This window comes from Enterovibrio qingdaonensis, from assembly GCF_028683135.1.
GTDB lineage: Bacteria > Pseudomonadota > Gammaproteobacteria > Enterobacterales > Vibrionaceae > Enterovibrio > Enterovibrio qingdaonensis.
In genome coordinates this window covers 84,549-105,885 of the sequence record NZ_JAJUBB010000004.1, presented here as the reverse complement: position 1 = coordinate 105,885, position 21,337 = coordinate 84,549, and the positions used below count along the sequence as shown (strand labels likewise).

Genomic DNA, 21,337 nt, shown 5'->3' with positions numbered 1-21,337 from the left:
CATTATTGTTTTAGTAAGGGCAGTTCGATAGCAAGCTTCAGCCCGCCTAACTGAGAATGTTTAGCCACAATGGTTCCGCCATGGCCTTCTACTATCTTTTTGACAACGGCTAGCCCTAGGCCAGATCCGCCGTGTTGACGATTCCTTGATGACTCAACGCGGAACAGCTTCTCAAACAGTCGATGTAGTGCCTCATCTGGCACTCCAGGCGCACTGTCTTCAACGTGCAATAGCGCGTGGTTTTCACATGTCGCCAGCGATACCCGGATGCTGCCAGGTTGATCTGTGTACTTCTCACAATTGCTTAATAGATTTTCCAACAGTTGCTGAATGCGTGTTTCATCAGCATTCACTATGATGCTGCGGTCCGCGATGTTTTCAGTGAGGGTTATGCCTTTATTCAAGAGAAGAGAAGAATGCTTTTGACAAACTTGAGCGACGGCGGTGGAAAGGTTAAGCGGCGCGAGTTGATAACGAATCGCACCAATATCCGCATTAGTCAGTTCGTACAAATCCTCGATTAATTTCTGAAGGTGCGCGATTTCCTCTTCGATGGACGCAAGCGTTGATTCATTGGCAGGCCGTATTCCATCAAGGATTGCTTCAAACTCCCCCTTAATGATGGAAAGAGGCGTCCTTAATTCGTGAGCTGTACTGGCAAGCCAATCCCGCCTTGCGGTTTCAGCTTGTTCTAGCGTTACGGCGAGTCGATTGATGTTTTTGCCAAGGGTAGCAATTTCATCATGCCCAGATAGTGCGGTTCTTGCCTGATAATCTCCAAGCGTCAATTTCTGCGTTGTGTTGGCGACTTGAATTAGGGGACGGGTAAATCGTCTAGAAAAGAACAACGCTAGAACAGCTCCGAGGGTAAGGGCCAATAACGCAAGTATCAAGAAGGCGTGCTTTTGGCTTTCGGCAAAAGCGACATCATAAGATGACGCAGGAATTCTCGATGCAGGCCATGCGAGATGTGCGATAACTGCTCCGTTAACCTTGACGGGTAACACATTAAAATCTGGCTTATATGGGCCGTAAATAGCGTGCATGTCGTTCGACAAAAGACTGACGGGAAGATGGTCATTTGGCGGTGGTTTTCTCGGAGGTTTACGTTCTCGCTCCGATTGGGTTCCTCGGGAGGCCTTATCATGGTGTTTTTTTCGGGGGGGTCTGTCAGGCTCAAAGAGTGCCTCAATGTTCCAATCGTTTAAGCGTGCCTCCGTTAAAGCTTCTCTCTCTTCAGAGAGGGCCAAGAGTTGTCGCCAATAAAAAGGGTTCTGCTCGAGCAAAGAAGGCTCTTCACTCAGTACATAAAACGTGGCGATATTGTGCGACAGCGTTTGATAGGTCGCCGCTTCGCGTTGGTTGATATACCGAATTAGGCCGTTGTCAAAACTCCACTGAATAGCGGTATATAAGAGCAATAAAATGGCTCCTAACGTGATCAGGAAACTCAACCATATTCGGATAAATAGTGACATGTCTACTCCAAGCCTTTGACTTATTGAGAGTATATGCTGATAAACATTGATGCGAACCCTGACGTGATAAGTTGCACAATTGATCCACATTTCTTGCTCAGGCCTTGCACTTTTCCCTCGTAGGCTATTTGGAAACGGCAACATTTAGGGAAAGCGCATGTTGAATTCAACACATATAACGAAAAGCAAAATGTGGTGGTGGGTATTTTTGGTTAGTGCCCTGCAAGGGTGTGGTGGCGGTGAGGGGGAGAATGATCAGACGATGACGCAAGCTGTGGCCCAAACGGAGCTTGATAGCATCATCAGAAACCTTAACCTTGCGGTAGACCCTATTGCTGGTCGCACCCTGCCTAGTATTAATGATCCGTTACCTCAGCTTGGTAAAAAACTCTTTTTCAGTAAGAGCCTGAGTGGTGATTTAGATGTTGCATGTGCGAGCTGCCATCATCCCATGTTAGGTGGTGGGGACGCGCTTAGCTTACCCATTGGCATCAATGCTGTTCAACCTCAGGTGATGGGGGCAGGGCGTGTCGACGGCGATGATTTACCTGACGTTCCTCGAAACTCCCCGACAGTTTTTAATGTTGCGCTTTGGGATACGAGTCTATTTTGGGATTCTCGTGTGGAAAGCCTGGGTAAAGAGTCGGGGCAAAATGGCGCAGCATCAGGGATCAGTACGCCAGATTCAGGTGTGGGTGTGGTAGATGCAAATGCCGGCGGTAACCTCGCCATGGCGCAGGCGCGATTTCCTGTTACCTCTGTAGAGGAAATGAAAGACACCACCTTTGAAACAGGTGAAACCAACACATCAATTCGCGATCACCTTGCTGCTCGTATTGGTGATGTTGGTGAAGGGGCGGGTGAGTTAGCGACTAATGATTGGTTGAGTGCTTTTCAAACTGCATTTAACAGCAGTGCTAACGCGAATACGCTGATCACGTTCGACAATATTGCGCTGGCGATTGCTGAATACCAACGCTCGATGGTTTTTGTAAACTCACCTTGGCAAAACTACTTGGACGGAAACACATCAGCGTTAAGCGACGATGCCATTGAGGGGGCGATTTTGTTCTTCACTTCAGCAGCAGAGAATGGCGGCGGTTGTGTGAACTGCCACAGTGGCAGTTTGTTCAGTGATGGTCAGCAGCATACCGTGGGGTTTCCGCAAATTGGGCCGGGGCAAGGTGTCGGAAATGACGATGATTTTGGTCGGGAGTTGGTAACCGGAGAGAGGGATGATCGCTATCGCTATAGAACGCCTTCGTTGCTCAATGTTTCTGTCACTGCACCCTACGGTCATAGCGGTGCCTACGCTAGCTTGAATGACGTGCTGCGTCACTATAACAATCCGCGTAATACCGTTGATGATTTCTTTGATGACGATGAATTGTGCGACCTTGCCCAGTTTGAAAACGTATCGGGTTGCACCAGTTTGTATCCAGACGCTCGTCAGAATTCCTTCCGTGCGTTGAATAAACTGGATGACGAACAGGATGACGGTACCTCTTTGTTTCAAAACGTTGGGTTGAACGGGAATGAACGTAATCAATTAGAGGCATTTCTCAATGCACTTACCGACCCCTGCGTAACAAATCGTAGCTGTATGCTTCCTTGGATAGCGGATGAAGTGGCGGATAATCCAGATGACCAAGTCTTGATAGCTACTGATATCAATGGGGTAAATTTATAGCTCCCTTGCCCGCTGGTTTTTCGTATCGGTTCCATTGGGTTTTAGGGGGAAGTTAAAGTATCGCAATTAACATTAATGCAACAAGTCTTCGCGTTCATGATGTAAGTCGCGTCATATCGAGGCTGTCTTAATCCTTGTCTTTAAAGCTGGTCTAATTGTCTTGCTTTCTGGTCTCATTTTTGGGCCGAGCACCATTCAAACAATAAGAAGGTAAAGGAAGACAATGCGAGTATTTAAACACGTATCAACAGCCTTGCTGGCGGTTGGTCTAAGTACGAGCGCGACCATGGCTTGGAGCCAGCCAAACAATTCTATTATTGACATTGCTGACCATATCGCGCTGGAAAAATTGATTGATGAACAGGGATTAAGAGGTAACCCTGCTGAAGGGAGAGATCTTCCTTCTATCAATGACCCTCTGGCTCAATTAGGGAAAAAGCTGTTTTTCACTAAAGGCTTGAGCGGTGATAAAGATGTAGGTTGTGTGAGTTGTCACCATCCCATGCTTGGTGGCTCTGATGAATTAAGCTTACCTGTTGGCGTGAATGCGAAACGCCCTGAAGTATTAGGTGTTGGCCGTGTCGATGAAGACGGTTTGCCGGATGTTCCCCGCAACAGTCCGACTGTATTTAACCTAGGCCTTTGGGATACCACCTTGTTTTGGGATTCACGCTTGGAAAGTATGGGTATGGAACCCGGACAAAATGGTGCCGCATCGTCGATCAGCACACCTGATACGGGCTTGGGGAACGCTGACCCGTTAGCAGGCCCCAACCTTGCTACTGCGCAAGCGCGTTTTCCTGTGACCTCACAAGCTGAAATGCGTGACACCACATTTGAAGCAGGAAGCCGAAACGAAGCGGTGCGTCAGCATTTGGCTGCACGTTTAGGTGATTACGGCATAGGGGAAGGCGAGTTGGCGGTGAATAATTGGCTGGCGGAATTTCAAAAAGCGTTCAATCTGGCAGCGGATGCTGAGAGTTTGATTACGTACGAAAACATCGCATTGGCGATTGGCGAGTATGAACGTTCCATGGTGTTCGTAAATTCGCCATGGCAGCAATATGTCGACGGCAACCGTGATGCGTTAAATGCGGACCAAATCGCAGGTGCCACACTGTTTTTAACCCGCGCTGAAATGGGTGGGGCAGGTTGCAGTAATTGCCATACGGGCACGTTTTTTACCGACGGTGAAACGCATGCCATTGGCTTCCCGCAAATTGGCGTGGGTAAAGGTGTGGTCAATGATGATGATTTTGGCCGAGAAATGGCCACAGGTAATGCTGATGATAGATATCGATTCCGCACACCGAGTCTTTTAAACGTTGAGGTGACACGTCCCTATGGTCATGCAGGGGCGTATCAGTCGCTCAAAGCCGTTGTCGATCATCATGTCGACCCAACGGAGGCTGTGAAGGCGTATTTCACGCGTGGCGGATGGTGTTCATTGCCACAATTTACGGGTTTAGAAAACTGTGAGCGTCTATACCCTCACGCAGAACAAAACACCCAATTAGCCGTTGAAAAAACAGAACTGGAGCGCGCATTTGCGATTTCTAAGTTGCCGTATATTTGGTTGAGTGAAAAGGAACGCTGGCAAGTTGTCTCTTTCCTCGAGGCTCTCACCGATCCTTGTGTAAAAGATCGGACATGTATGTCACCTTGGATAGCAGACAGCGGTGACGACGTGGATAATCTTCTCCTCATCGCCACCGATGTAAACGGCACGCCGTTGTAAACACTGCTTAGGGTATTGGCAACGGAAACGGCATCGGTCGCCAATATCTGAACGAAAATGTAAGGTGCGGATGGCATGCTTCTGCGGTTATCTGCGCCTTTTGTTTTTCTGTTTTCGTCATGGGTCTTGCCTTGAAGGGAGACGCACTTTCTTGGTGGAAAATTTCGTCGATAATACCGACATCACAAGGCAACACATCCATATAGCGTTGAATGGTTTCTTGAGATAACGCATCCGTACCTCGCCCGTTCTGAAGCCATACCTTTACGCCTGTTTTCTGAATGGATACCAACCAATCTGCAAAGGTATCTGGGTCCATCGCACCGTTAATAAAGACACTGATAGCCACGGGATAATCAACGGTTTGAACAAACGTCGCCAGCACTGAATTAAGTTGGTGCTGAGATACCGCCGATTGAAAGTAGTAATCAGAAAGCTCGAACGGCAGGTAAATCCCCAGCACACGTTCTTTGTTGGCGTCAATCCAAGGTTGCCAGTTTGCCAGTACGTTGCGATTTTTTTGGAGTAATGTGTTGAGATAGGCGTACTGTTCGTCGGCAGGTACGTCGATTAGTGAAAAATAGTTGGGGTCAGAGTACAGCCCCAGCCAGAGGGGGCTTGTTTTCATCCACAGATTTAAACGGGCCGCTAGCCAGCCCGTTTCTCCGCCAAACGTTTCATCGCCATATTGTGTCCATTGAACAACACCCGCTGAAACACCTTGGTTGTGAAGATAATGCGTGTCGGCCTTCCACCTTGTGTCCGTGATAGCTTCATCCATATTCAGTGGCTGATAGAAAAGCGTGTTTGCTTTCGCTGAACTGCTCAGCGTTAGAAATGCCAGTAGAAACGAAGCATATAAGCGTTGTCTTTGTCTCTTACTGGATAAAAATCGCTGTCGATAATATGTTGCCACTCGAGGTCTATCTCCATGTCGTAGTTGTAGCCGCTGTAAGGGTTGTAGTCCCATTGGCTTAGCCACCCTATACCTAGCCCAGCTCGAAAATCTTTACGGTGAGTGTTGTCGGGATTAGCGTCGTCAATGTCTTGATCATGTTGGACGAATCCATAAGCGCGAACACGCTGCTGATGAGTATCATTAAGCGGGAATACCGGGCCGCCTTCATATCGCCCAAACAACAGCAGTTGGTCTTCATCAAGGTACTTGAACGCATCGAGATACAAGCTTTGTGACCACCAATATGCCTTATCTAGCTGCCAGTTTTTTCCGTAACCGAAGCTCGCGAGCGCATCCCCATATAAACGTACATAGGCATCTGTACCTTGGTCGTGTTTAACGTCTTGTCGTACACCGATTGCAAGATTTAGATCTGCGTCCTCGAAAGGACGCCAAGATAGCCCTATATCGTATTCACGTTCACCAAACGGGTCTTTCTCGCCCGAAGATAACCAAGCCATCTTAAACGACAGTTCTTTCACGCCGTTTTCGTGACGAGAAATGTCGTGGGATGCTTCCACGAGCAAGAACCAGTTTTGGTTGTCCGGTCTAAGCGTACTTGCCGCATTCCTCGCATCATTACCGGCCGTGCTGCTGATGCTGAATTGCCAGTCGTTATCTGCATTGGCGAATCCATTTTGCAGGTAGTGAAGTGTTTCAGGGTCCTCGCTAGGTTCGATCCGGTCAATCGCTTTGACATACATATCCTTCGCTTTAGCCGACTCGCCTAGTCGTGTATACCCCAACGCCAACTGACGCTCCGCAAAGACTTTCTGCTCAGCATTGAGATCTGGCATTGCCTCTTCCAGCAACGAAACGGCGCGCTTTGGGTCTTGCTTAAAGATCGTATAAGCAAGCTCGGCTTTTACTATTCCCATCTCTGGGTGCTGTTGTATTTCACTTTCATAAAACGCGATCAGGCTTTTGGTATCGCCCAAGGTTTTATAAAGGATGGGGTATTCAGCGTCGAGATACTCAGAGTGGAACAAGGTGCTTGCTGCATCCAGCCTTAAGCGTGCCGCTTCGAAATGGTGGAGGCGAATGGCTGTATCAATACCTAAAAGCCACCAGTTGAGGTTGTCTTCAAGCTTGGCAGCCTTCCAATAGTTATCTGCATTGTTGTAGTCGCCCAACGCATAGTAGGTGCGACCTATTTGCAGCTTAATGTTTGGCGTCTGTTGATCTTCAGGAATGAGCAACCAATAGCTAAGCGCTTTTTCCTGTTGCCCCAGATAACTGTAAATGTAGCCGTAATACAGGGTATCTAGCTCACTGGGTTTCAACGCGTGCGCTTTATTGAGATAGACGAGTCCAAGCTGCGGCTCATCTTTATAAATACAGAAGCCAAGCACACGATACTCAAAACTCGTGGTGGGATGAGTGATGCTTTTTGTGACGGCGTCACATTTATTGTATTTCGCCCACAGTTCTGCCAAGGCTAACGATGAAATATCATGCCCTTTGAACAGGGTAATATCGGAAGCGACAAAGTACTTGGGATGGTGATAGTAAAGGTTGAGGAGACGATCGAGTTGTATCTCTCGCTCTTTTTCACTGCGTAGCTTAAGAAGCGAGTCGCGTACCAGACGAATGGCTTTTTGCGCATCGAGATGTTCGATAGCAAGCGTACTGGCCGTGTTCAATGCCTCTGTATCTCCTGTTTTTACAAACAGCTGATACCACGTCTTAATCGCTTCTGGATAGGCTTTCGTTCGCTGATACGCAATAGCCAACAGTTCAATTTCTTTTAGCTGTTGAGTCCCTTTTAGCAACGCAATTTGCTTGTGGTATTGATGTTCTCGATTGTAGAGGTTCGCAAGAATTGAACGACGAAGGGATAGGGCCTTCGTCGACGTGAATCGCTGCGACTCTATCGCACTGACCATGTTCAACTTCTCAGCAATAAACAACCAACGTTTAGGATTGTCGCTGACGTTGCACCCAGCGAGCGTGCTTTTTGCTTTGGCCCTTTGGTCAAGCTTCAAATATAAATCCGCCGTGGACAAGCAATCTACTCCAGCAAGGTCGGAGTAATCTAACGCCTTCTCAAAGTCCTTGTCTTTGATTGCAAGCTCAAAGCTCTTTTTATAGTCCGCATCAGATAGCGGATGGTGCTTGGCAAGCCAAGCGTATTGCTCCCGTGCATCAACAACATTGTTGTCGTTGACTAGATTCTCGATGTGCTGACGCACAATAGCTTCGCTACTCTTGGATTTTGGTGATGCATTCGCGATGGCCAACGCATTGTCTACGTCAGCCTTCGCAAGGTAGCTCAAGCCGAGCAATGCCGTTTGATGTTCTGGTAAGGCTCGTTGAGTGGCGACTTTCGACAGTGTGTCAGTGACATGGTCGTATTGTTTCAGCTCGAACGCGGTTTCCGCCTCAAATGTCAGTACATCGAGGGATTTAAAATCCTCTGGCAGCGACATTGCCCAAGCGAGTGCTTCTTCTTCTCCTTCCCGTTTTTCAAGGTGGTATAGGTAACTTAACACCAGTGTTTGCTGCTCTTCAGTGGAGAGTCCTTTAAGCAGCGGGGTAAACTCGGCGGAGGTTAAAATGCCAGTTTTGCTTATTTGTTGCTGTCTTAACGCCAGTAACATCCCCTTCCGCTCGTCTTTGGGGATCTGTTGAAGGATACGCGCCGCTTCACTGAAGTTTCCGGCTTTAGTGAGCAAGCTGTATTGAAACCGCAAGAAAGGGAGGTGTTCTGGTGCAACGTGCAGCGCCTTTTCTACCTCATCTTCCGCGGAGGAAAACTGCTTTTCCCTTTCAAGTTGGTACGCTTTGTTGATGTAAGGGTAAGTTCGAAATTCGTCAAACTCGCTAAGCCCCTGCATGATTTCGCTGGTGGCATGTGCATTGAATGAGACCAACAAGGCGGCGATGGCTGTTTTTGAATAGTTCATCAGGAATTCACCGCCATGTTAAAAAAGTTAGCCAAAGGTTGTTGCTGAGCTTGCTGAGCCAGTGCCCTATCTAACTGCTCTTCAGTGATATATCCATGCTCTTTGAGGAACGCGCCAAATTTCATGGCAGGGGAGTAATCATAGTTAATGAGTGCCTGATTCAGTACGGCAGGTTCGAGCAGTTTTTCTGCCACAAGCAACATGCCAAGCGGTTGCTGGGAGACCAAGTACTTATCAAGGTTCAGCTTTGTCTGTTCGGCAGTCATGCCAGTGGCTACGGCGTTTTCAAGTACAGGGCGGTAGTCGGCACTGGTGTCCTTCATGTAGTGATAACGAATACCCAGGGTCACTAATCCTTGTTCGACAATGCGGTACGAAACAAATTTGCCTGTTTGACGCTGTATGGCAGCCAAGGCAACGGGAGAAACCTGAGATTCCGCGGCGAGTAACAGTTTGTCTTTGGTTTTGCTGATGGGAAATACCATGTATTTCAACGCCAGCGTGGAAGGGAAAGACGTGATGAGCTTGCTCTCAACGGAAAAAGGGTCAAAGGCCTCAAACTCTGCGCCAGCTTGTTTGGCTATTGCCTTGCTGACATCAATATTTGACGCATACCCTTCGCGGATAAGAAATGCCCCCAATCTCATGTTTGGCGGCAAGTGAAGTAACGCCTGTTCCAGTCGTTCCTCACTGATGTTGCCTTGTTCCATCAATATTTGACCGAGAGGTGTTCTTCGGTTGTCATCGATAACCGGAAAGTCGTGGGTGGTTTTATCCCAGGCGACTCGACGCGGATCGCCTTGTGCAATGACTTGTTTTACTGCGCGCATGTTGGCGGCGAAGTTTATGACGTTACCCCACACGACTCGCGGTAGCGACAGAAAGCCTTGGAACAGCCCATAGTATTGAGTGACAAAGATAAATCGCTGCGTCATACGATTGAGGAAGAAGAAGGCATTGGCGAAGATAAAGAACCTCACCACGGGGTCATTGTTGAAGATAGACAGGAATTGATAACTGTCTTGGAAAAAAAACTGGTAACCCGCGATCATCAAAAGATGCATGAAGATTAGGGTTGCTAAAAACGCGATGGTATTGGAAATGACCCCACGCCTGTCGCGCCATAGAAAGTAGTTAATCTTCCAGTCATTGCTCCAGCTGTGATTTTTCATGCCCTGAAACACGATCCCGATAATCCAGCGGCTTTTTTGCCTGACGGCCGTTGAGTAGGTCGCGGGGAAATATTCACGAACACAGATATAGCGAGACGCGCGGTCGCCAATACCAAATGCTGATTCTTTGAGAATGGCTTCTTTCGGCATCGCGGGGAATTGCACAAAGATTTCGTTCATGCCCCACTGCTTTAGACGGAACCCGATGTCGTAATCTTCGGTGAGAGACTGCACGTCAAAGGGGAGGCCATCACCTTCTTTGAGAAGCTTCAAAATGGCTTTACGGCTAAAACACGTCCCTACCCCCGCACTAGGCACTTGGCCCGCGAGAGCTTCGCGCACCACAACGTCTTTGCCGTGTGTTTCGGCAAACTCATCCAGATAGTGAGCAGGTGTGAATTGGTACCATTTTCGCGCATATGGATACACAGGGAGCTGGATAAGATCTTTGCTAGGCAAGAGATAGTTAAACAGGCGCAGTTCCATCGGAGAGAGTATGTCTTCAGCATCATGGAGGATAAAACCTTCAAACGTTATCTTGGCTTTTTCCTCGAATGCGACGATGGAAGCGACGACATTATTAAGGCAATCCGCTTTACTCGTTGGGCCCGGCCTTGCACATACCACCTTGTGTACATTGCTGTATTGTGCGCAGACGGCGTCGACATCGGCTTGCGTTTGTGGGTCGTTGGGGTAGGTGCCGACAAAAATTTGGTAATTTTCGTAGTCGAGTGTTTTCGCCGCTAACTCTGCCATTTTCCCGATAACACCAACTTCTTGCCACGCGGGCACCATGATGGCGAGTGGCTGCTCCTTTTTGGCAAAGAGTTGGTTGGGGTCAACGTGTCCATTTCTACGGTAAATGGTGAGTTTGCGATAAAAACGTCGCACCCAGTAATAACCGTCGAGCAGCAAATCATCGAAGCCAAAAATGAACAGACCAATCATCAACACCAGTGTGATGTACTTAAGCCCGTATAGATAAATCAAAAAACCATCAAGGAAGCTCATTGAACAGCTCCTTGATGTCCTTTGCGATGGCTTCGGCAGCCGTCCCATCACCAAAAGGGTTGACGAAAAACGACGATTGTCGATCGAGCAGCTCTTGCGCTGCGGTCAAAATTCTTTGCGTATTTGCTGCGCCGGCAAGAATGGCAATACCAATATCACAAGCCTCAGGGCGCTCCGTTGTTTCTCGTAATACCACAACAGGTACCCGGTAGGTTGGTGCTTCTTCTTGAATGCCACCAGAGTCAGTCAGCACCAACGCAGCGTTTGCTAGGGTTTGCTGAAGTTCCAGATAGCCCATTGGTTCACTAAGTTGGATATTGTCTCTGGTTGAAAGGTGCTGTTTAACCTGAGAGAGCACCGCTGGATTTGGGTGAGTGGCAAAGATAAAGGTTAAATCTGGGCGTTGTTTCGCCAGTGAATTTACCGCTCCGCAGATAACCGGCAGGTTCTCCCAGTTTTCACGTCGGTGAGCGGTGACTAACACCAGATGTTTATCTTCTGGTTGCGCTACTTTGTTTTGTTTTATCAGGTAATGCTGTGCATCGATGACGGTATTACCTGTGGTGAGAATCTGGTCGGGATTTACGTTTTCAGCCAGCAATGCCGTGAGTGCGCGTGGAGTGGGAGGATAATGTCGGCTAGCAATAGTAGCGACCTGCTTTCGATTTGCTTCTTCTGGGAAAGGGTGGAAAAGATTCCCTGAACGAAGTCCTGCTTCAACATGCGCAATGATAGGAATTTGATGATAAAAAGCCGCTTGAGCGGCGGCGAGTGTTGAACTGGTATCCCCATGAACAAGAACACATGTTGGCTTTTCTTCACTAATTACAGTGCTTAATTGGGCGAGAAGCCCTGCGCAAAGTGAAGAAAGATCGTCCGCCTTGGGTCGTTGTAACGTGATATCTGGAGAAATATCGAAATGCTTGAAGGCTTGGTCGGCGAGTGTGTCGTGTTGACCTGAGTGGCACCAACGTACGGAAACGTCGTTGTTTTTAAGTGCGTGGTAAACAGGCGCCATTTTAATTACTTCTGGGCGAGTGCCTGTCACGATGAGGGCGTGATATTCCATAGCTGGGGTGCTCTTACTACTGCAACAATCAAATGGGTATTACTTGCAGTTTCAGACGAATTACACAGTCGTTGTGTCTCATTCACTGAAATCTGGCGGAGTCTAGAACCAATTGCAAATGTGAAAGCATGAAAAATAACCACTCAATTTGCATATATTTTGGATCAACATCACATAATAAGGCGTTAAGCGCAAGATTGTAATGCGGCAAGCAAGTTACAGATTGAGAGCGGTTGTAATGGCAGATTTACAAATTGGCTTACGCGGCGATGAAAAAGTAACCTCTCTGGGCATGGGCACTCAGAGAGGCTTATTGCGGATTATTGGTCGACGTTTTGTTCGTTAAGTTGATTGAGCAAAGATGGGAAGCCCCATCCATCAAGGCCGGCAGTGACTGTGTTCCCTGTAAGGTATTCGTAGATAGTTGGAGATAGTGAGCCGTTGACTGCGGTAGTTATTCGCGTAGGTGCGTCAACAGGAATGCCCCAAAAGCCAATGAATGCATCTTTTTCATGGAAATGCTCACCTGCATGGCGCCCCGGCACTTTGGTGTTGTAACCAATGCCTTGTGCTGGGAATAGATTGATACTCCCTGCTCTGTCCTCGTCATACAAATGTGCTAACTGATTGATACTGTCTGGTCGCGGTGTGAGGCGCGTTAATTGTCGCCATTCATCCTCACTGCACCACGTGTTGGGAAGCGTTGCGTTAGCATTTTCCACGCACTTCTGAAGAAGCGAGGTTTTTTCCGCTTTCAGTTGCTCTGATTGCTGCGCGGCATACGGGTTCTGCTCATAAAGGTCGAGCAGAACCGGCGTAACCTTATTCTTGGCGAAGTAACGTGTATTTGTCCCGACCCGTTCAATAAACTCATCAACCCGTTTTCCGCCTCGCTCACCGACCAAACGCAGGGTGCATCGTTCAACACTGCAATCATTTTCACGTACGGCAAGGTAATCTAGGCTATCTCCTAAGCGCGTGACGGTTTCATGGACGATGTCTATCGCTGGCGCATCGGCTGCCGATGACAAAGGCTTCCAAAACGTAAGCTCGTGAAAGAGAGGTTGTGTTGCCCAGCCTCGGGTTGAGTTAAACATATCCATCATGTAGTTTCCGCCCGCCGTCGACGCAACAATAATGTCGACCCCTCGATTACTCGGATAACGGAAAGCATGGGTGATCTTTGGGCCTTCGCCTTCATCAGACGAGATTTTCCGAATAACAGGCGTGATACCATAGTCATCTCTCATGCCTTCGAAAACGGCCTTTTCAGGGCTCACAATAAAGTGAACAGGCGTTAAACCATGATCGCCAGCCATTCCCCAAAGCACCTGATCGTAAACGCCCGCCTCTTTGTAGACTGACTCCATGCGCCCAAGCCAATAATCTAATCGGTTCAGCTCACCCGTTGGTGCAAGGATTTCGTCAGCAAATGGACCCGTGAAGTGCGCAAAGTGATCAGCCCATGGGTTATAAGCCAGAACGAAATCAGGCAGACCTTTTTGCGATTTTTCGGCATAGCGTTTGAGCTGGTCTTCTACAGCGAGTCGCTTGGTGTAGCGCGTGACAGGCTGCCAAACTGAAATATCCAGATAACCTTGGATATCTTGGATGATTTGTTGTCGCTCTTTTCTGAGCAAAACCTCTTCTTTCCCGCGTCGCTCGAGATCGTTCAGACAACGTTGCTCACCAAAATCACGGATGGCCTCGCCCAAACCAAGGTTTAACAGCGGGTCGTAACTTGATTGCGCATACCAGTCGTATTGGGCATTGCAGTTTAACGTGACCATAGGGATCAGGCGTTCAAACTGTGTTTTGGCACCATTCCCATCAAACAAGGGGTCGAGTTGCAATGCGTCATTACCAAAGAAGTAATAAGCACGGTCTTGTTTGCGATCTACAAAATGGAAGTTTGGAATACCCGTGCCGCCTTCTCCGGCGACGTTTGCTCCAGTCTTCACGATGGGAAGATTACGAACACTGATCGTTGGCGTAGTGGATACCCCGAACGCGACAACACCATTTCGGTCGCTTTCATAAAGCTGCCTGAAAAAAGGCAGATAGCGGGGGTCATTAAAGGGTTCATCCGCTATTTGATAAAGGAATCGGTTATCAGGCATAACATCCGTAGATGTCGTTTCGTTGTTAGACGGCGCAAAGCTTTCTGAACTCAACTCATCAATTTTGACTTGCTGAAGAAAGGGTGAGGGAGCAGTGCTGACTAGGCCTTGCATTAAGCTTTGCTGCAGGCCGTCTACCACAATTTGCACTGCCATAGGGCGCGAGTTTTGATAGCTCAGGTACTCAAGCACCGAATTGGGGTCGTCTTTTAACGTTGTCGTCAGCCAGTCGCTGACGGCTTCAGATTTTGCTTTGTCTAGCAGGAACTGGCGGTAACCCTTGAGGACATTGAGACGGACAAAGTCGATAAGGCTTATCGTAATCGCTTGCGCTTGGTTGTTTTCTTTTTCTTGATTCTCAGGTCTGCCATCGTCAATAACACGTAAAATGGCAGATTTGATATCGCCCTCTTCAAGACTGTCACTGTATTGGCGAAGGAGTTGGAGCAAGATTCCTTGCACAGTAGCTACGGTTTCTTTGTCAGCCGGGCTGTCTGTAAGGTATGTATATTGATCGGGCAAATCCGAGCCATGCAGCAGTTTGTCTTTGCCAAATAAGGCGTCATAGAGGGTGACAAGCATGGCAATAAACTGTCGGTTTACTATCGCGGCATGTGTATCAGCATTTTCATCCGGCTCAATATTCACTTGTTCAAGTGTAAAGAGAGTATGTTGCCAATTTTTTAATTCGGACTCTGAAAAGGTCTTCAGTAAATAGCCTCTAAATATGTCTTCATTGACGATATCGCCCGTGTACTTGTCGTAAAAATTGTAAAGCAGGTGACCAAGCTGAATGGAATAAACGGGGTTAGATAATTGGGCAATCACTCTCGCTTTCACATCGACATCAAGCGGCAGTGTCACGATGAGAGCATCTAAGGACACTCCTCCTACGGTAAAAAGAGCAGCGTCTCGTGTTGTGACGGCACTAAATTCCATCGACTTGAAAAGGTGCGAAAACGCAAGTTGGCTGGTGTTATATACCGCACCGATAAGAGGAGTACTGCTTATGTCATTTGCACCCGCAGCAGGTGCAAGAGCCAAAGGGACGGTTAGCGCAAGCGCGCGCTGAATGGTCGATATTTTGGTCATGAAAATCGATTACGTGTAATTGGCGAGTGAAGCAAGCTTACAAGAGCGTGAAAAAGAGAAAAGGAAAGTAGGGTGGAATTGTGCGTTCTCTCCCTCTCTCTGTTTCTTATTCTCCATAGTGCTTAGCCAGATAAATCAGGACTTTCTCGTGTTCCTCTGCAGGTAGAGGATCCATTCCCTGTTCATCGACCATCCATTCTAACGTTTCATCCCAACTGTCTTTGCTTAGCCCCTGTTGAACGACGAGGTGAAGTGAATGGCATGACGAACAGGCGGCGGCGACCAAGGTCATGTTGTCATCAGGCGTTAATATTCCGTCGCCGACAGATTTGATCTCTGTGCCGGAACTGGCTGTTACCCAATCTGGAGGGGTTGGGTTTTTCGTCGCTAGCCATGCGATGATCGCAGCGCGCGCGCCAGGGTCTTTAACGCCGGGGAATACCATGTTGGTGCCGGGTGAAAACTCGGACGGTGCGGCAAGGAAAGCATCAAGGGATGACGCGTCCCAACTGCCTGTATGTTTTTTCAGTGCTTCACTGTAAGGATAGCCATCAAAGCCTGCGATATTTCGCTCTGCTAAGCCCCATAACGGCGGGCCGACTACCGTCACGCCACCTTCTTCAATTTGATGGCAAGCTTTGCAAACAAGGGCTTGTTGCTCCCCCGCAGCTATCAGTGCTTCATTGGCATGCGCAGGAAGGGTTGCCAGTACTACGGTAAAAGAGAGCGGAACAATCCGCTCAATCAACATTGTTTTTATCATTGGTTTATCCCTTCACAACCAGCGCGACACGGTGGAAGGTATTGTTGAGGTAACCTTTTGGATTCCATGCGATCGCAAAAGGTTGGCTGACCCCCTGATCATCGGTGACTTTAGCCCACACTTCGTAATAGCCCGGTTGGGGGAACGTCACTTTTGCAGTAAATGTTTGCCACGCGCCTTCATTGGCTGGTGCTGATAGTTCGGCATCCATCCAGGTCGCACCAAAGTCAGACGATATTTGCACCTTGTCGACATTTCGGTCCCCAGACCACGCATGCCCTTTAATGGCGACTTCATTGCCATCAATTTGCGAATTAGTTTGTGGCGAGGTGATGAGTGATTTGACAGGCATGCGTTCGATAATAACGAAGTCTTCCTTTGCCACTTTTTCACCCGGGGCTACGGGATGATTCGGCACACGGTAGGCCTTTCCGGTCATCTTCGGCCCATCATGCACCTGATCGCGCACTTGAATACGTGTCAGCCATTTTTGAGAACATGAACCGGGCCAGCCGGGGACAACCAAACGAAGCGGCGCGCCATTCATAGGGTGTAAAGGCTCGCCATTTTGCGCAAAGGCAATCAGGTTTTCGGTGCCCATCGCTTTTGCTATGGGTAGACCGCGGGAAATGGCGAGTTTGCCTTCCTTTCCAGAGAGGTGCTTGTCCGCGCCATAATGCGCGGTATAGACAGCACCTTCTTGAACGCCTGCGGCTTTTAATACGTCAGCTAAGCGGACACCTGTCCAATTTGAGCAGGCGACTGCTCCGTATGTCCATTGGTTTCCTTTCGCCTTCGGTTCAAAGAATGCCCTTCCGTTGCCGCCACATTCCACAACGAGCTGTTGCTCAACGACATCGAAGTTATTTTTTAAATCATCGATGGTGAGTGTCATGGGTTGATCAACAAGTCCATCAATCGTCAGTGTCCACGCTTCAGGTGAAACGTCTGTGGGCGGAATACCATTGTTACGAATGAAGTGACGTGTTGTTGGCGTAATATCATCGTTGAGCAAATGTGGTGGGGTCTCTGCGTTTACAGGTCGGTCATTGAGTACAGTTAGGCCATCTTTTCCTTCAATAACAACATCGTCGAGCCCTTCAGCAAAGGCGGCAGGAATCATTCCTGCTGGCATGTTGCGGTGAAATGGAATGGCTCCTCCTAGAACCGCAGCCATGGTCGCTAACCCCGCGCCTTTTAAAAAACCGCGTCTGTCTGAATAACTCTTTCGCCCAAACACCTGTTCGTCCGCGGATTCCGGTTGAGATTGGTAAATCTCATAGATACCTTGGCCCGATTCTTTTTTGTCTTTTGTCATAATGATATTCCCTTTTCCTTGCCAACATTGTGTGCTTCCAGAAAAAGCGTAGTGCGCAGAACAAAGGAAACATTTCTCTTCGATGATAATGTTTAAAACTGAAGCATCGGTAAGGTAGTGGGATCAGAAAGCGTGCCCTTTGAACGGAGGGCACGATAGGCCGGAGAATTAAAACTGCGTTGGCATCCACTTTTCGACGACAAATTCGTCATCGGCGAGTGCAATATACCGCCACTTGTCAAAGGTTAAACACGGATGGGAAGTGGAGAACGCGAGTATGTCACCCACCTCGAGTGTGATGTTATCAGGAACGTTAATGAACAGATGTTGATCCATGATGGCAGTGGCTTCCAGCCCTGCTATATCGAAGGGTTTTCCGGCGCGAAAGCCGCGTTCGACCACAGGCAAACCTGCATCATAGGCAGCATCACGTTTGCCCAATCCGACGACGGCTTTTCCTGCTTCAGGTAACGACACGACATAGGCCCAGACTTCTAACGCATTCTGCAAATCACCGCCGAGGTTGGTGGCGACTTTTTTACCGTTTTGGGCGCGTTGCATCACCTTTTCCTGAGCAGTTTGATAGATCCCCGTGTCATGAGTGAGGTAACAACCTGGACGGATTATTGCCAGTAAATCGTCGTATTGTTGGAAAATATCTGACACGACGTCATACCACGCAGACCCTGCTCCTGTCAGTACAGGGTGCTGGCTCTCGATGACATCCATGTCTTTAAGCAAGCGGCAAAACTCGGCAGATTGACGGATAAACGCTGATACTTGTTGCTCGTCATTCTCGCCGTGAATTACGCCTTCGTAAACTTCGACCCCTGCAAGAGCAACACCGGGAAGCCCACGAATATATGAGGCTAAAGCTTGTGCGTCAGAGAGGTTGCGAATGCCGCACCTGCCACCATCAACGCCCAGCTCAATAAGCACATTGATTTTTTGTCCCAGAGGCGCGAAGAAATCAGAGAGTTGTTTGACGTTAACGTGATTGTCAACGCTGCAATAAAAGCTGACTGATGTTCGATTCAACAAGTGTGAAACGGCCGACATGTTCGCGCGGCCAACGAGTTGATTCGCCATGATGATGTTTTCAGCACCGGCTTTTGCTGCCACATCTGCCTGAGGCGGGGTGGCCACCGTGATCCCCCACGCACCTTCTTCCAGCTGCTTTTGGAACAGGGCGGGTGTCATTGTCGTTTTGCCGTGTGGACACAGTTCAACACTGTGCACGGTTGCGAAGCGTTGCATCCAGTCAGCGTTATTGTTGAGGGCGTTTTCTAAGATAACCGCGGCAGGTAAGCTGATCTCATCGTGTATTAGGTGATAGCGGCCAGTATCTTTCGGGGTGATCCACACTCCTTTGGTGCCGATAGGCCAATCTCCGTCGACCAAGACAGAATCGTGATTATCTGCGTGTTGCTTCCCTTCACTCATTCGATTTTCTCCTAACATCCTTTGTTGGTGATGATTTGAGCAAGTGTGTTCTGAGTGTAAGTACATGAAACTGGTCGTGCTAGAGGAACGTGTCAGGTTTCCGATCTCCATCAGCCTACACCGTGACCCAATGAAGGGAGAAGGCACAGAGTGCAGTGATAGAGGCAAAGTAGGTTTAGCGATGAACAACATAAATCGGTCATCGTGTGGGGATGGCCAATCTATTTTATAGTCGTACCGCGTTTTTCCGCATTGTCAGCAAACTTTGGTGACCCGAATAAATAGCGAAGCCTGATGTGAAAAGGTGTTGGTTTCGTCGACAGTGCCAAAGTTAGCATTGTTCGCCATTGATGGAATGTGGTCACAAAGGGGTTCCAACTGTTTACCTGTTTAGGAATGCCGTAATCAATGACAAGACTTGGTTTCTCTTCCACAAAGGTCCCAAACCATTTGTCCCAAATAATGAGAACACCAGCAAAATTTTTGTCGATGTACTCGGGGTTACGGGCGTGATGTACACGATGATGCGAAGGCGTGTTAAAGATGTTTTCGAGCCAACCCAACTTTTTCACGATGCGTGTATGAACGAAAAATTGAAAACCCAAGTTGAGGGCGACGATAAGCACAACGGCGGAAGGAGGAAAGCCGATTACCATGAGTGGCGTCCAGAAAAGCCACATACCGGAGAGAGGGTAAGTCAGGCTTTGTCTAAATGCTGTAGTGAAGTTCATCTTCTCTGAGCTGTGATGGGCAATATGTGACGCCCAGAGCCAATGAATATGGTGCGATGCGCGGTGGAACCAGTAATAAAAAAAGTCTTGAAGGATGAAGAGGACGATGAGGGTTACTGGTGTCAGGCTAAAATCAAGCAGCCTGAATTGATAAAGCCAGAGGAAAAAGGGCATCAATAAGAGGGTGGCGATGAGATCTGCGGCTTGGTGAAGGCCCGCCAAACTAAAATTGCAGACCACTTCTTTAAGCGAGTAGTCGCTGTAACCTCGCTTTTTCAGAATGCGGTATTCAATCACCATACAAATGAAAAAGAGCGGAGCGAGAAGAAGCAGAGTAAGTGCTTCCTGACCTGAATCCATGGCAACCCCAAAGGATGAGTTTTAATCAATATATCTCATCCGATGAGTGTGAACAACGTGAAGGTAGCTGATGGGCTAGTCGTTGTTTAGCTTTTTCATTGCAGCTTCCCAAGGGTTGCCCTTTGGTTGCGGGGCCGCATTGCCACTGAAGGTGTCGACGTATAGCAACTCGACTTTTTCCCTGGCCCAAGGTGTCTTACGCAGAAACTTTAGGCTGGATTTGACAGAAGGGTCACTACGAAAACAATTGATCGCTACTTCTTTAGCAAGGTGTTCCCAGCCGTAATGATCCACCAACTCGTTGATAATTTGTTCAAGTTTCACGCCATGAAGTGGATTGTTTGGTTGATCGTTCATAATACAGCTCAGTAATGAGGAATTTCAGGGCGACTGTGCCACAAGGCGTATACCCAAGCAACCTGAATCGGACTTATTTAGGGGGATGGTGACAATATTGAACCAAAGAAAAAGGGAGCGTTACGCTCCCTTTTCGGTATTCACTCTTCTAACATTTGCCGTTAACGCATAGAAAGGCTTTGTTCTGTAAACTGGTTCATACGCAAACGGGTTTTAATGTCTTCGCAAGCACGTTGAATGCTAAATGTTTCTTCGTCACTCATGTGGAATGACAATGTGCCAGTGAATCGCACATCTTCACAGATATCGGCAAGACCGATTAGGTCAGAAACTTTCGCATCTTCAGGATCTTTAAGCAGCTTTTCATGCTGTTTTTGGATCTGGATAGTATAAATTTTGCTTGAGTAAGTAATTGAAGAAAGTGTCAGTGCAATCATTGCAGCTAGCAACACAGCAGAAGCGAAAATAACGGTTCTATTTTTCGACATATCGTTCAACATCCACAACTTGAGATTCTGTCTTAATTCCGAGGAACGGAGTCTACTCTTCTGGGCTTAAATTTTGCAAGTAATAAAGCGAACACTAACGATTATCTAGAAATGAGTCATGTTTTTGACCACTTAGTCATTAAGGCCGAGAATTATTCTTACTGCATCACAAAAATTCCAGTTGCTCAGTACAGGCAAAGACAGTGTGCTTCAATGCATGTAGAATGAGAATCAATATCAATTGGATGTATAAACTATGTGCGAAGTCTTACTGATAGAGCAGATGCTTTCGCCTTGTGGATGGGTTAAAAGCGCGTTTGTGGAACAGGGATGCAAAGTCACACGGGTACTGCATATTGAGCAAGCGTTATTAGCTATACACCAGACATCGTTTGATTTGCTGGTGATGGCATACGACGACGCAAAAATATGCTTGTTGGATGTCGAACGACTGAAAACAGTCCCCGTATTGCCCTTGATGGTCCTGTTGCCTGATAGAGAAACGCACAGTGAAATGGCATCTCTAGGTATGCGAGTCGATTGCTTGATCAGCGACACGATCCCAAGGGAGAGGCTTTGGCTTGAAGCAAAAACGGCACTCGCTAACAATGCATGAGAGTCTTGTGTGTGAGTTTGAAAACTT

At 48.0% G+C, this 21,337-nt stretch carries 14 protein-coding genes and 1 pseudogene; 3 read left to right on the top strand and 12 right to left on the bottom strand.

Annotated elements, in window-relative coordinates; all coding sequences use genetic code 11:
- Positions 1-2: 2 nt before the first annotated feature.
- On the bottom strand, positions 3-1,478 hold the full coding sequence (locus tag LRP49_RS07490; RefSeq protein ID WP_274141334.1) for an ATP-binding protein: 1,476 nt from the start codon (positions 1,476-1,478) through the stop codon (positions 3-5).
- A 157-nt stretch (positions 1,479-1,635) separates the two neighbouring features.
- On the opposite strand from LRP49_RS07490, the gene LRP49_RS07485 reads away from it, so the two are divergent.
- A complete protein-coding gene (locus tag LRP49_RS07485) occupies positions 1,636-3,168 on the top strand; it encodes a cytochrome-c peroxidase (RefSeq protein ID WP_274141332.1) in 1,533 nt (510 codons plus the stop codon).
- A 223-nt stretch (positions 3,169-3,391) separates the two neighbouring features.
- On the top strand, positions 3,392-4,906 hold the full coding sequence (locus tag LRP49_RS07480; RefSeq protein ID WP_274141330.1) for a cytochrome-c peroxidase: 1,515 nt from the start codon (positions 3,392-3,394) through the stop codon (positions 4,904-4,906).
- Positions 4,907-4,913: 7 nt separating this feature from the next.
- On the opposite strand, the gene LRP49_RS07475 is transcribed toward LRP49_RS07480, so the two are convergent.
- From LRP49_RS07475 to LRP49_RS07425, 11 genes and pseudogenes are all read right to left on the bottom strand, one after another.
- On the bottom strand, positions 4,914-5,822 hold the full coding sequence (locus tag LRP49_RS07475) for a DUF4434 domain-containing protein (protein ID WP_337992940.1): 909 nt from the start codon (positions 5,820-5,822) through the stop codon (positions 4,914-4,916).
- Positions 5,738-8,770 (bottom strand): NfrA family protein, encoded by a 3,033-nt coding sequence (locus tag LRP49_RS07470; protein WP_274141327.1) that lies wholly within the window; start codon positions 8,768-8,770, stop codon positions 5,738-5,740. Before LRP49_RS07470 ends, LRP49_RS07475 begins: the two co-directional genes overlap by 85 nt.
- A complete protein-coding gene (locus LRP49_RS07465) occupies positions 8,770-10,953 on the bottom strand; it encodes a glycosyl transferase family protein (RefSeq protein WP_274141326.1) in 2,184 nt (727 codons plus the stop codon). Before LRP49_RS07465 ends, LRP49_RS07470 begins: the two co-directional genes overlap by 1 nt.
- Positions 10,940-12,022, bottom strand: coding sequence for a non-hydrolyzing UDP-N-acetylglucosamine 2-epimerase (gene wecB, locus LRP49_RS07460; protein WP_274141325.1), 1,083 nt, complete (start codon positions 12,020-12,022; stop codon positions 10,940-10,942). The genes LRP49_RS07465 and wecB overlap by 14 nt, the downstream gene beginning before the upstream one ends.
- A gap of 320 nt (positions 12,023-12,342) precedes the next feature.
- Positions 12,343-15,081 carry an alkaline phosphatase family protein gene (locus LRP49_RS07455; RefSeq protein ID WP_420791531.1) on the bottom strand — a complete coding sequence of 913 codons (2,739 nt, stop codon included), beginning with the start codon at positions 15,079-15,081 and terminating at the stop codon, positions 12,343-12,345.
- A gap of 259 nt (positions 15,082-15,340) precedes the next feature.
- Positions 15,341-15,997 (bottom strand): c-type cytochrome, encoded by a 657-nt coding sequence (locus LRP49_RS07450; RefSeq protein ID WP_274141323.1) that lies wholly within the window; start codon positions 15,995-15,997, stop codon positions 15,341-15,343.
- 4 nt (positions 15,998-16,001) lie between these two features.
- Positions 16,002-17,315: a molybdopterin-dependent oxidoreductase gene (locus LRP49_RS07445; protein WP_274141322.1), complete on the bottom strand. Its 1,314-nt coding sequence runs from the start codon at positions 17,313-17,315 to the stop codon at positions 16,002-16,004.
- A 168-nt stretch (positions 17,316-17,483) separates the two neighbouring features.
- A complete protein-coding gene (locus LRP49_RS07440; protein ID WP_274141321.1) occupies positions 17,484-18,758 on the bottom strand; it encodes an amino acid deaminase in 1,275 nt (424 codons plus the stop codon).
- A 221-nt stretch (positions 18,759-18,979) separates the two neighbouring features.
- A complete protein-coding gene (locus tag LRP49_RS07435; protein ID WP_274141320.1) occupies positions 18,980-19,849 on the bottom strand; it encodes a sterol desaturase family protein in 870 nt (289 codons plus the stop codon).
- Positions 19,850-19,993: 144 nt separating this feature from the next.
- Positions 19,994-20,206 (bottom strand): annotated as a pseudogene (locus LRP49_RS07430) (VF530 family protein); the annotation flags it as partial.
- Positions 20,207-20,367: 161 nt separating this feature from the next.
- The gene (locus LRP49_RS07425; protein ID WP_274141319.1) at positions 20,368-20,694 is read right to left on the bottom strand and encodes a hypothetical protein; all 327 of its coding nucleotides are present in this window, start codon (positions 20,692-20,694) and stop codon (positions 20,368-20,370) included.
- 256 nt (positions 20,695-20,950) lie between these two features.
- On the opposite strand from LRP49_RS07425, the gene LRP49_RS07420 reads away from it, so the two are divergent.
- Positions 20,951-21,310 carry a DNA-binding response regulator gene (locus LRP49_RS07420; RefSeq protein ID WP_274141317.1) on the top strand — a complete coding sequence of 120 codons (360 nt, stop codon included), beginning with the start codon at positions 20,951-20,953 and terminating at the stop codon, positions 21,308-21,310.
- The last annotated feature ends 27 nt before the right edge of the window (positions 21,311-21,337 follow it).

Bases quoted from the DNA above. Each gene is read 5' to 3' on its own strand.
- LRP49_RS07490 (WP_274141334.1), bottom strand. From the start codon at position 1,478: ATGTCACTATTTATCCGAATATGGTTGAGTTTCCTGATCACGTTAGGA.
- LRP49_RS07485 (WP_274141332.1), top strand. From the start codon at position 1,636: ATGTTGAATTCAACACATATAACGAAAAGCAAAATGTGGTGGTGGGTA.
- LRP49_RS07480 (WP_274141330.1), top strand. From the start codon at position 3,392: ATGCGAGTATTTAAACACGTATCAACAGCCTTGCTGGCGGTTGGTCTA.
- LRP49_RS07470 (WP_274141327.1), bottom strand. From the start codon at position 8,770: ATGAACTATTCAAAAACAGCCATCGCCGCCTTGTTGGTCTCATTCAAT.
- LRP49_RS07465 (WP_274141326.1), bottom strand. From the start codon at position 10,953: ATGAGCTTCCTTGATGGTTTTTTGATTTATCTATACGGGCTTAAGTAC.
- wecB (WP_274141325.1), bottom strand. From the start codon at position 12,022: ATGGAATATCACGCCCTCATCGTGACAGGCACTCGCCCAGAAGTAATT.
- LRP49_RS07455 (WP_420791531.1), bottom strand. From the start codon at position 15,081: ATGGAATTTAGTGCCGTCACAACACGAGACGCTGCTCTTTTTACCGTA.
- LRP49_RS07450 (WP_274141323.1), bottom strand. From the start codon at position 15,997: ATGATAAAAACAATGTTGATTGAGCGGATTGTTCCGCTCTCTTTTACC.
- LRP49_RS07445 (WP_274141322.1), bottom strand. From the start codon at position 17,315: ATGACAAAAGACAAAAAAGAATCGGGCCAAGGTATCTATGAGATTTAC.
- LRP49_RS07440 (WP_274141321.1), bottom strand. From the start codon at position 18,758: ATGAGTGAAGGGAAGCAACACGCAGATAATCACGATTCTGTCTTGGTC.
- LRP49_RS07435 (WP_274141320.1), bottom strand. From the start codon at position 19,849: ATGGATTCAGGTCAGGAAGCACTTACTCTGCTTCTTCTCGCTCCGCTC.
- LRP49_RS07425 (WP_274141319.1), bottom strand. From the start codon at position 20,694: ATGTCGAAAAATAGAACCGTTATTTTCGCTTCTGCTGTGTTGCTAGCT.
- LRP49_RS07420 (WP_274141317.1), top strand. From the start codon at position 20,951: ATGTGCGAAGTCTTACTGATAGAGCAGATGCTTTCGCCTTGTGGATGG.